10 protein-coding genes are annotated in these 11,884 nt (G+C 32.9%); 6 read left to right on the forward strand and 4 right to left on the reverse strand.

From position 1 onward, the window contains the following. Nucleotides 1-149: 149 nt before the first annotated feature. Both serC and V5J73_RS04940 read right to left on the reverse strand, forming a co-directional pair. On the reverse strand, nt 150-1,220 hold the full coding sequence (serC, locus tag V5J73_RS04935; protein WP_338648011.1) for a 3-phosphoserine/phosphohydroxythreonine transaminase: 1,071 nt from the start codon (nt 1,218-1,220) through the stop codon (nt 150-152). Nucleotides 1,221-1,313: 93 nt separating this feature from the next. Beyond that, a complete protein-coding gene (locus V5J73_RS04940; RefSeq protein ID WP_338648012.1) occupies nt 1,314-2,372 on the reverse strand; it encodes an acyl-CoA reductase in 1,059 nt (352 codons plus the stop codon). A gap of 135 nt (nt 2,373-2,507) precedes the next feature. On the opposite strand from V5J73_RS04940, the gene V5J73_RS04945 reads away from it, so the two are divergent. Continuing rightward, nucleotides 2,508-2,858: a 4Fe-4S dicluster domain-containing protein gene (locus V5J73_RS04945; protein WP_338648013.1), complete on the forward strand. Its 351-nt coding sequence runs from the start codon at nt 2,508-2,510 to the stop codon at nt 2,856-2,858. 69 nt (nt 2,859-2,927) lie between these two features. Here the strand turns inward: V5J73_RS04945 and V5J73_RS04950 are convergent, their stop codons facing one another. Together V5J73_RS04950 and V5J73_RS04955 are read right to left on the reverse strand one after the other, a co-directional pair. Next, nucleotides 2,928-3,464, reverse strand: a complete 537-nt coding sequence (locus V5J73_RS04950) for a hypothetical protein (RefSeq protein ID WP_338648014.1) — start codon at nt 3,462-3,464, stop codon at nt 2,928-2,930. Nucleotides 3,465-3,901: 437 nt separating this feature from the next. Further along, a complete protein-coding gene (locus V5J73_RS04955; protein WP_338648016.1) occupies nt 3,902-6,550 on the reverse strand; it encodes a TonB-dependent receptor in 2,649 nt (882 codons plus the stop codon). A 298-nt stretch (nt 6,551-6,848) separates the two neighbouring features. On the opposite strand from V5J73_RS04955, the gene ychF reads away from it, so the two are divergent. From ychF to V5J73_RS04980, 5 genes are all read left to right on the forward strand, one after another. Continuing rightward, a complete protein-coding gene (gene ychF / locus V5J73_RS04960; protein ID WP_338648017.1) occupies nt 6,849-7,943 on the forward strand; it encodes a redox-regulated ATPase YchF in 1,095 nt (364 codons plus the stop codon). A 236-nt stretch (nt 7,944-8,179) separates the two neighbouring features. Further along, nucleotides 8,180-8,701, forward strand: coding sequence for an NADPH-dependent FMN reductase (locus tag V5J73_RS04965; protein ID WP_338648018.1), 522 nt, complete (start codon nt 8,180-8,182; stop codon nt 8,699-8,701). Between the two features lie 16 nt (nt 8,702-8,717). Beyond that, nucleotides 8,718-9,683 carry a transglutaminase domain-containing protein gene (locus V5J73_RS04970; RefSeq protein ID WP_338648019.1) on the forward strand — a complete coding sequence of 322 codons (966 nt, stop codon included), beginning with the start codon at nt 8,718-8,720 and terminating at the stop codon, nt 9,681-9,683. Nucleotides 9,684-9,799: 116 nt separating this feature from the next. Beyond that, entirely contained in the window at nt 9,800-11,662 is a 1,863-nt protein-coding gene (locus V5J73_RS04975) for a DNA topoisomerase IV subunit B (protein ID WP_338648020.1), read from the forward strand. Between the two features lie 11 nt (nt 11,663-11,673). Then, nucleotides 11,674-11,859 (forward strand): hypothetical protein, encoded by a 186-nt coding sequence (locus V5J73_RS04980; protein ID WP_338648021.1) that lies wholly within the window; start codon nt 11,674-11,676, stop codon nt 11,857-11,859. Nucleotides 11,860-11,884 lie beyond the last annotated feature (25 nt).

Below are 11,884 nucleotides of genomic sequence, written 5' to 3' on the forward strand. Positions count from 1 at the left end.
GTTTATTCTGTTATTTGTTTAATCGTATTTTGGATAAAAAATAACTGAATTATTAATTAATTTGATTGTTGGTTTAAATAATTAAATCAACACGATATTGTTTTCTTGTTTTTTGGTTATTTCGATTAAACAAATAACCAAACTAACGATTAAACTTTTGACTCTAATGCTTTCATTACATCAACTAATACTTGAACACTTTCCAATGGAAGTGCGTTGTACATTGAAGCTCTGTAACCGCCTACTGAACGATGTCCAGGTAAACCTGATATTCCAGCTGCTTTCCACATTGTATCAAATGTTGCCGCATGTGCTTCATCATTTAATAAGAAAGTAGCATTCATGTTGGAACGGTCTTCAACAACTGCAGCCCCTTTGAATAATGGGTTTCTGTCTATTTCTGCATAAAGTAATGCCGCTTTAGCATTGTTTATTTTTTCAATAGCAGCAATTCCACCAAGGTTTTTCAACCATTGTAATGTCAATAACGAAGCATAAACTGGAAAAACAGGAGGAGTATTATACATACTTTCTGCTTTGATATGTTTAGTGTAATCAAGCATGCTTGGGATAATTCGATTGTTTTTTGCAAGAATTTCTTCTTTTACAACAACCAAAGTAGTTCCTGCCGGTCCCATATTTTTTTGAGCTCCAGCATAAATCAAATCAAATTTAGAAAAATCCAATGCTCTTGAAAAGATATCAGAACTCATATCACATACAAGTGGCATATCAACTGATGGGAATTCCTTCATTTGTGTACCAAAAATGGTGTTGTTACTCGTACAATGAAAATAATCTGCATCTGCAGGTACGGTATATCCTTTTGGAATATGATTGTAATTTTGTTCTTTTGATGAAGCGACAACAACTGTGTCTCCAAAAAGTTTCGCTTCTTTTATTGCGCCGGAAGCCCATGTTCCTGTATCAAGATAAGCTGCTTTTCCGCTTTCTTTCATTAAGTTATATGGGACCATCAAAAATTCTAAACTAGCTCCGCCAGCAAGAAATAATGCTTGGTATCCTTTGCCTTCAAGGCCTAAAAGTTCAATAACAATTGCTCTAGCTTCATCCATTACGGCAACGAAGTCTTTGCTTCTATGCGAAATTTCTAAAAGTGATAATCCAGAGTCGTTAAAATTTAATATTGCTTGTGCTGATTTTTCAAAAACTTCTTGTGGTAAAATACAAGGTCCTGCGCTGTAGTTGTGTTTTTTCATGGTGTAGTTTAAGTCCAAAAAATTAAAGTGCAAATTTCGGGAATAGGAATTTAAAAGGCGCTAAATAATTCGAAATAATTAAACATATTTCTACTATGTTGTTAACAAAAACGAAATAGTATCTATGTTATCTGCGTAATTCCACAATTTAGGTTTTTGAGTTTGCCCAAAATCAATACTGCCCTCTATAAGATTGTTACTTACGATGCACTGAATTTGCTCATTTTCTGATATCAATCTAGTTTTTAAATCATTGATATCATCATAAAATTCATAAAACACACTAGAGATAGGTGAGGCATGACTTTTATCTTCTTTTATTGTTAAGAAACCATTGTCTAATAGTTTAAAATTACTCATCAGGAAAACGGCCTTGTTATAATCATAATTATTAGCATATTTTTCATAATGTATCACATCTTGGTATTCAAATATTGCTTCAAAAAAAGCATCAAACACGTATCCTTTTGGGACGAAAAGTTTAGAAACATTGCGACAGCCCAATCCAAAATATCGGAAGATATCTTCCCCTAAAGCGGTTAGCTGCTCTTTGGTTTCTTTGCCAGTTAAAACAGCAATTGAGTTTCTGCTTTTTCGAATAATAGAGGGTTTGTCTTTAAAATAGTATTCAAAATAACGCGCCGTATTATTACTTCCGGTTGCTATTACGGCATCAAAGTTTTCTAATTTTCCTTCTACAAAAGTGATGTTTTTGGCTAATTCAGAATCAATTGCAATGATGTATTTTGCTAAAAAAGGCAGTAAATGTTGGTCATTTGAGGATGTTTTTACCAATACATTATTACCTGTAATTAAAACCGAAAGAAAGTCATGAAAACCCACTAACGGAATATTTCCAGCAAGAATTAAAGCGATGTTTTTAGGTTCTTTTATTTGAAAATCATAAGCCGAAAGCCATTGATTTAAGTTTTCTACAGTCAATGCTTCGGCCCAAGATTGTACCGCAAAATATACTTGTTCTGGAGTATACCATCCATTATGTGATTGAGATAATTTTATTAATTCGATAAAATCGTCAAAAAACACATCGTTGTGCAAAACACCTGAATTTTTAATGGTATGGTCTTCGGAAAATTGACTTAAGAATTTTCCTAATTCAACAAAAACACTTTTTTTTGTTTCTAATGTCATAATGTTTGCTTATGAATAGTTTTGATTGTAATTTTGTACAAAAATAAGCATAAATATGTCGAAAGTCAAAAGTCCTAATGTCAAAAGAATTTTGGCATTTGACATTCGATATTAAGACTTTAAAACTATAGAAAAATGGCAATTATTATAACAGACGAATGTATCAACTGTGGTGCTTGTGAACCAGAGTGCCCAAATACAGCAATATATGAAGGTGCAGATGATTGGAGATATAAAGATGGAACAAAACTTACAGGGAAAGTAGTTTTGCCTGATGGTACCGAAGTTGATTCTGATGAAGCTCAAACTCCAATTTCTGATGAGGTGTATTACATCGTCCCAGGAAAATGTACGGAATGTAAAGGTTTTCACGATGAACCACAATGTGCTGCAGTTTGTCCTGTAGACTGTTGTATTCCAGATGATAACCACGTTGAAAGTGAAGAAACATTGTTAAATAGGCAAGCATTTTTGCACAACGAATAAAAATAAAATTTAATCTAAAAAAAATCCTGAGCTATAACTCAGGATTTTTTTGTTGTATTTCGTAATAGATTATTTTTTGATAATTACAAAAGTCTCTACCGTAATCTTGTCTGTTTTTTCATCATAGGATTCAAGAACTAAATTGCCATTCGCATCAAAGTAACCGTAGGAAGTTTTGTTTTTTGAACTATAGATGTAGTTGTTGTTTGATGTTTTTCTCAAAACTGCTGCTTTTTGTTCGTTAGGTTGGTAGATAGTATAGCCACTTTCTGCCAATTTAACTTGATATTTTTGTCCGTTTAAATAATAATATGCGGATCGATCTACGTCAACAATATTAGTAACTCCATCAGCAGTAATGGTAGTAATTGCAGTAACTTCAACGGGTGTTTCTTTGGTTTCTTTGTTCAAAGCATTAGATTCAGCGTCTTTCAATTCAATTTTTTGAATTTCTTTTACTTCTTGAGTTTTAATTGATTTTTTTTGACCATCAGAATTTTTCACAGTAGTAACTGTTGTTTTTACTTCCGATTTAACATTTTTATTCTGAGCTTGACTATTTATCGAAAATAGAAAAACAATCATTCCAAGGATTATAGTTTTCATACGATTTGATTTAAAATTAATAATAAGTAAATTTACAATCGTTTGAAAGAGTAGTTGTTATGTAATTATCATAAAAAATTACATAATTTACACAAAGCGTATGAGAGTGTTTTATTTTCTTTTTGCAACAATTACATAGGTATCATACGCATAGGTTTTTCTATCGATTGTTTGGATGATTTCAAAGTTATCTAAATATAAAAACAATAGTATTTTGTTTAAAGTAAAGACGTAGCTGTAGAAAAATCATCTGCAATTATTTTTTTTATCATTTTTCAAGGTATGATATTGGGCGGTCAATTGCAGCATAAAATTCTATGATGAAGTTATTTTCAAGTTGTTGGAGTGAGATAATGACTAAATTCTGGGAGAATAAACAAAATAAAAAAAGGGCTATCTTTCGAAAGATAGCCCTTTTTGAGTATTCAATAAATGAATTAGAATTTATAGTTTAAAGATAAATTAAACATAGTTCCTAATTGGCTAAAGTGATATCCATCATACGTCATTTGAGAATAACGTTGGTTGAAAGTAATCAAGTTAGATTGATTTTTTACTTGAGCAGGGTCATTTAAAATAGCTGTTCCTGCTGCATTTTCTGCTTTGAAATTCCATTCAGGAAGTACATTTAATAAGTTGTTTACATTCAATGCCAAAGTTAATTTTTCAGTAGCAGAGAAAGTAATTCCTAAATCGGTAACAATTTTAGGAGTGAATTCAGTTCTTAAGTTAGCATCTAAACCAGCTTGTTTAAATGTAGATTTTCCAAAATAAGTGTTGTTTAAAGAGAAACCTAATTTTCCTATTTCGTAATTAGCTCCTAAGATCCATTTTGTTTCGGGTCTAGAAGTAAACATTAAAGCTTCAAGTGTTGGGCTAAAGTTATTTTTTTTAACAGGAGAGATTCTTTCATTTTGAAAAGTAATATTTCCAGATAAATTGAAACCTAGTTTTCCTTCTCCAATAAGTATGTTGTTGTAGTTAGCTACTACATCTAGTCCAGCAGTTCTAGTGTCAAATGAGTTTTCAAACCAAGCTACATCTCCAAAAACAGTTGGTGTAATATCTCCTAAAACGATTCTGTCTTCCACTTTGATGTTATAATAATCTATTGTGAAATTAAAGTTTTTAGAGGGTTTTGCTCCAATTCCAATAGTGATATTAGTTGATTTCTCTGCATCTAAAGGATCAATTCCTAACTGGCGTGCTTGTGGAGATACATTATTGATAATTCCACTAACTTGAATTCCTTCTCCTGGAACGAATGAGTATTGTGATTTTTGAGTATAAATTTGGTGTAATGTAGGTGCTCTAAATCCAGTAGAAATAGATCCTCTTAGTGTAATTTTGTCATCTAAAAATTTATATCTAGAACTTAATTTCCAAATTGTAGCTCCGCCAAAATCGCTATAATCTTCATAACGAACAGTACCATTTACTAAGAAATCTTCGGTGATATCATATGCAAGATCAAAATATGCACCAATGTTATAACGATTCCATTTTCCTGAATTCTCAGGTCTGTTGCCTGCAAATGAATCAGCTCCAATTCCATCCCAAGAACCTTTGTCTCCTTCTGTTACTTCAAAAGTTTCTGTTCTGATTTCAGATCCAAAACCAATACTGATTTTATCTGATAATACTTTAGATATGTCTAAATTCCCTACAACATGGTTGAAAGAAGTTCCTCCTGGTTTAAAAGAGATTTGACTATTTTCTAAATAAACGTTATTCCCATCAGCATCTTGAATGTCAGATCTGTTAAAAGAGTTGTCAACTGAATAAGTTTGTGTATTCCCGCCTACAGTTATGCCGGCGTCAGTATTCCATTCATTTTTAGTAGATTTATATCCTAAAGTAGCATTGTAATCATTCAAGTCTCCCGTAAATGTTGGTACATAGCCTAAATATGAAGCAGGAGTTCCATCACCAAAGAAGTCTTTTAAGAAAGGATAATCTGCTAAAGTTCTCCAATATGGAGTTCTGTAGTTAGCATATGAGTTTACTTTTTTGTAAACATAAGCAGCATTGTAGTATAATAATGTTTCATCAGATAAGCTAAATCCACCGTTTACCAAGAATTTAGCAGCTGCAGTTTCTGGAGATCCATTGATGTTTCCTGCGTCTGGTTTTTTAGCTAGGAAAGCTTGAACATCAGAAAGTGAAGCTCCAAAATCTCCTGCTTCACCAGCAGCGTCTACAGTTCCAGGTCTATTGGATAGGTTTACCTTAGAAAAATCAACTGTGTAATTTACAAAACCTTTTTCTCCTACAGTAGAACCGTTATTCATGCTTACTCCTAACATTTCGCCATCACCTTCAGAAGTTATTCCACTTCTTACAGTTACAGATCCACCGTTTGTATTCTTTTTCAAAATGATGTTCATAACTCCTGCAATCGCATCAGAACCGTATTGAGCAGATGCGCCATCACGAAGAATCTCTACTCTTTCGATAGCATCTGTAGGAATTGCAGAGATATCAGAACCTGTTTCTCCACGTCCCGGAGACGTTTGTACATATAACAATGAACTTAAGTTTTTACGCTTTCCGTTGATTAATATTAAAGTTCTACTTGGCCCCATGTTTCTGATTTCATAAGGATCCAATAATGAAGTCGCATCATTCACAGGAGTTTGAACCGTGTTGAAAGATGGAATTTTGTACTGTAATGCTTTGTCAAATGATGCTTGTCCAGTTGACGTCAAATCTTTTGAAGACAATACATCAATAGGCAAAGCTGATGTTGTATTGCTTCTTGGTGCCGTTCTGGTTCCTGTAACTACAACTTCGTCTAAGTTTTGTCCTCCTTCTTCTGATAGGACTACATTAATAACAGCAGCTGTAGCTGCTTTTTCTAATTTAGAAAACCCTACATAACTAAAAACTAAAGTAGCACCTTCTTTCACTTTTATCTTGTATACTCCATCCATGTCAGTGGAAACTCCATTTTGAGTTCCTTTTTCAATAATGTTTACACCAGGCAATGGATTGCCGGTGTTGTCTTTAACGACTCCTGACACCTCTTTTTGTGCGAAGAGAAACGAGACGTTAAGCAGAAATAATAATAATGCAAATTTTTTCATAATAAGTTGTGTTTGGTTTGTGTTTTGTTTTAAATCCTTTGCAATATATATTTTTTTTAACAAAATATTAGTACATCGTTTAATTTTTTATAAAAAACATATTAGGCCTATTTTAAACTGCATTTTTTACTTATTTAAACATTTTTAAAATGGTATATTTGCAAACTTTTACAGTAAACGGTAAAGTTTTAACTTGCAACGGTTATTGAAAAAGAAACGGTCGTAAAATCTCAATCGTTTTGTTTTAAAACAATAAGATTGCGATACAATATTCTATTAAAATAAATATTATCTACATATGAAAGCAGGAATTGTAGGATTACCAAATGTTGGAAAATCAACATTATTCAATTGTTTATCTAATGCCAAAGCGCAAAGTGCGAATTTCCCTTTTTGTACTATCGAACCTAATATAGGTGTTGTAAATGTTCCGGATTCCAGAATAGAAAAACTAGAAGAATTAGTAAAGCCAGAGCGCGTGCAAATGGCTACTGTTGATATCGTTGATATTGCAGGATTGGTAAAAGGAGCCAGTAAAGGCGAAGGTTTAGGAAATCAGTTTCTAGGAAACATTAGAGAATGTAATGCTATTATTCACGTTTTACGTTGTTTTGATAACGACAATATTGTTCACGTTGACGGGAATGTAAATCCAATCCGTGACAAAGAAACTATTGACATTGAGTTGCAGTTGAAAGATTTGGAAAATGTTGAAAAACGTTTGGAAAAAGTTAAACGTGCGGCCAAAACTGGAAATAAAGAAGCAATTGTCGAAGAAGCATTGTTGAACAGAATTAGAGAGACTTTACTTCAAGCAAAATCAGCGAGAACTATTACTCCACAAAACAATGACGAAGGAGTTTTGATGGAAGGGTTCCAATTGATTACTGCAAAACCAGTATTGTACGTTTGTAACGTAGATGAAAATTCAGCGGTAAACGGAAACAAATATGTAGACCAAGTTCGTGAATTGGTAAAAGATGAAGATGCTGAGGTTATCGTACTTTCTGTAGGTGCTGAAGCTGATATCACCGAATTGGAAAGCTACGAAGAACGTCAGGTTTTCTTAGAAGATATGGGATTACAAGAGCCGGGTGCGTCTGTATTGATTCGTGCAGCTTACAAATTATTGAAACAACAAACTTATTTTACCGCAGGTGTCAAAGAAGTTCGTGCCTGGACCATCAATATTGGAGCAACTGCGCCACAAGCTGCAGGAGTAATTCACACTGATTTCGAAAAAGGATTTATCCGTGCCGAAGTTATTGCGTATGAGGATTTCGTTCAGTACGGTTCAGAAGCTAAATGTAAAGAAGCCGGAAAATTCAAAGTAGAAGGAAAAGAATACATTGTTAAAGATGGTGATGTGATGCATTTTAGATTCAACGTCTAAAAAAAATTATAAAATCAAAAATCATAAAGTCGAAAGTTAGTAATAGCTTTCGACTTTTTTATGCATCTAATCCAGCTTTACGCTTTAAGATTGATCTTAAAAATGCTTTCCGTTGTATTCTGGGGTAAAAGTGATGTAGTGAAAAATGAAGATTTATTTTTTCTTATTTGTTTTGTAATCTGTGAATCAGTAGCGAATTATTTTATTTTCACTACTTTTAACAAAAACGAACTACCATGAAAATAATCGCTTTTGGCGCAAGCCCCAGTAAAAACTCCATCAATAAAAAATTAGCCACTTACGCAGCCAGTCTTTTTGAAAATGCCGAGGTAGAGGTTTTGGACTTGAATAATTTCCAAATGCCATTGTTTAGTGTAGATATCGAAAAAGAAATCGGTCAGCATGAGCTAGCAAAAGCATTTTTAGCTAAAATTGCTACCGCTGATGTTTTAGTGGTTTCTCTTGCTGAAAATAATGGAAATTATTCAGCCGCATTCAAAAATATTTTTGATTGGTGTTCCCGAATTACAGCTAAAGTTTTTCATGAAAAACCCATGTTGTTGATGGCGACTTCGCCAGGAGGCAGAGGTGGTGCAAGTGTTTTGGAAATCGCTAAAAAAGCCTTCCCATTTTATGGAGGTAATGTAAAAGCTACTTTTTCATTGCCAAGTTTCGATGCTAATTTTGATGTTACAAACGGTAAAATTTCAAATCCGGAATTGGATAATCAGTTGAAAGAAATTATTAAGAATTTTTAATGTAAAAAAGACTATAATGCAATTAAAATACTTGTTGTTTGTTTTTTTTAGTATGACTTTTTTTGACTGTGCATATTCGCAAAAATATATTTTAGTCGATTCTATTGTAGATAGCTATCCAAAAGAGGCCTTAAATTCAGATCAATTAGCAGAATTAATTAACAGAGATTTTTCCAAAGAAGAAGATAAGGCTAGAGCTATTTTCAAATGGGTTGCTACTAATATATCTTATGATGTTGATTTAGCTAAAACGATGCAGTCAAAATCAAATAATGCTTTTTCTTATAAAACGGAAAAAGAAAAGGAGATTAAAGAAAAAAAGTTTAAGTTAGATTTAGTGACTAATACAATGATTTCTAGAAAAGCTATTTGTCATTCTTATGCAGCTTTGATTGAAAATTTATGCTTGAAATCAGGATTAGAAGCCAAAATTATAATAGGAAACTTAAAATCAGATCCTTCCCAAATAGGAATCTTACCTAATGACGCTAATCATGCTTGGAATGTAGTTAAGATTGGAGATGATTGGAAATTCGTAGATGCAACATTGGCTGCTGGGTCTATTTCTCCTAAAACAAATTCCTTTAAGTTCTTTTTTAATGATAGTTACTTTTTTACACCCCCAGAACGTTTCTTTTTAAATCATTATCCGTTAGATGAAAATTGGCTTTTGGTAAAAAGGGATAAAAATGATTTTGCACAATTGCCTTTGTTTTTTGGTACTTATTTTCAAAATAACTACAAATTAACAAATGCTGATTATGGCTTGATTCCAACTTCTAAATCAGAAAATTTAGTTTTTGCAATAAAAGGTTTGGATGAATATGATACCGTTGAATTTGCTTCTAGCTTTGATAATAAGATAACTTATTTGGATCAGAAAAATGATGTAGACTTTAACATCTCCTTGTTAGATAAAAAAAAATCTTTCGTATCAATTTTTGTTAATGGAAAAATAATTGCGATTTTTAAAATTATTTAGCACTTCATTTTTATTTCTAAATCACTTGTCAATATCATTCTTGATAACTTTGACGACAACCACTTTCAATATATATTGAGATATCTTATATTAGCACCAAATCCACAAATTTTACAATGTCCGAACAAAATCAATATACCGAAGATAATATTCGGTCACTCGACTGGAAAGAACATATTCGCATGCGTCCCGGAATGTACATCGGGAAATTGGGAGACGGTTCGTCGCCAGATGATGGTATTTATATTTTGGTCAAAGAAGTACTCGATAACTGTATCGATGAATTTGCTATGGGAGCTGGAAAAACCATCGAAGTAACCATTAGAGATAAAACAGTTTCGGTGCGTGATTATGGCCGTGGAATTCCCCTTGGAAAAGTTGTTGATGTAGTGTCGAAAATGAATACAGGAGGGAAGTATGATTCTAAAGCGTTCCAAAAATCGGTTGGTTTAAATGGCGTCGGAACTAAAGCTGTAAACGCTTTGTCAGATTATTTCCGTGTTGAATCCGTGCGTGATGAGAAACAAAAAGCCGCAGAGTTTTCAGCAGGAAATTTGATTTTAGAAGAAGAGATAATCGATACCACCAAACGAAAAGGAACAAAAGTTACTTTTACGCCCGATGAAACCATTTTCAAAAATTACAAATTCCGTTTTGAATATATTATCAAAATGGTCAAAAATTATTGTTACCTAAACAATGGTTTGACGATTATTTTTAATGGAGAGAAATACTACTCTGAAAACGGACTAAAAGATTTATTAGAAGCAACTATCAATGTTGAGGATTTAGAATATCCAATTATACATTTGAAAGAAGGCGATATCGAAATTGCATTAACACATAGTAAAACGCAATACAGTGAAGAGTATCATTCCTTTGTAAATGGTCAAAACACCACGCAAGGAGGAACACACTTAGCGGCCTACAGGGAAGCAATTGTAAAAACTATTAGAGAGTTTTATAATAAAAGTTTCGAAGCATCTGATGTTCGAAAATCTATTGTAACGGCCATTAGTATCAAAGTAATGGAGCCCGTTTTTGAATCGCAAACTAAAACCAAATTAGGTTCGACTGATATGGGTTCTGAACCGGGAACACCATCGGTACGAACTTTTGTAAATGATTTTGTGAAAACAAAATTAGATAATTATTTACACAAGAATCCTACAACTGCTGATGCTTTATTGCGCAAAATTTTGCAAGCCGAGAGAGAGCGCAAAGAACTTTCAGGTATTCGAAAATTAGCGACAGATCGTGCCAAAAAAGCGAATCTACACAATAAGAAATTAAGAGATTGCCGAGCGCATCTTCCTGATACTAAAAATCCTAGGAATCTGGAAAGTACGCTTTTTATAACCGAGGGAGATTCAGCTTCTGGGTCTATTACAAAATCGCGTGACGTGAATACACAGGCTGTTTTTAGTTTGCGTGGTAAGCCATTGAATTCGTATGGGATGAGCAAGAAAATTGTGTATGAAAACGAAGAATTCAATTTATTACAAGCGGCATTAGATATTGAAGATGGATTAGAAAAATTGCGATACAACAACATTGTAATCGCAACCGATGCCGATGTCGATGGAATGCATATTCGGTTGTTATTGATTACATTTTTTCTCCAATTTTTTCCCGAATTGATCAAAGAAGGACATCTGTATATCTTGCAAACACCACTTTTTAGGGTTCGAAATAAAAAAGAAACCATTTACTGTTATTCTGATGAAGAGCGAAAAGAGGCTATCGAAAAACTAAAACCAAAACCGGAAATCACCCGATTTAAAGGATTAGGGGAAATCTCTCCAGATGAGTTCAAGAATTTTATTGGAGAAACCATTCGTTTGGATCCAATTATGATGGATAAGAATACTTCGATTGAGCAATTATTGTCTTTTTATATGGGGAAAAATACGCCAGATAGACAAGAGTTTATCATCAAGAATTTGAAAGTGGAACTAGATGTAATTGAGAAAGTTTAAAGAGTTATTAGATGCCTACAAAAAACACATTAATTTTTATCGCTTTATTATTTGTGGTTAGTTTTTCAAGTACCTTTTTTATTATTAGAAGTAATGATCATAAAGAATGTGAGACGCTTCTAAAAAAAGAGTTGGATAAAAATGGAATTGAGGTTACAAAGAAAGAACATGTTTGTAAAGAAAAATATTCTTTTTAGAGTTTTTAGAACAAAATTAGAATGG

Origin of the sequence: Flavobacterium sp. KS-LB2 (assembly GCF_036895565.1) — a bacterium.
Classification (GTDB): Bacteria; Bacteroidota; Bacteroidia; order Flavobacteriales; family Flavobacteriaceae; genus Flavobacterium.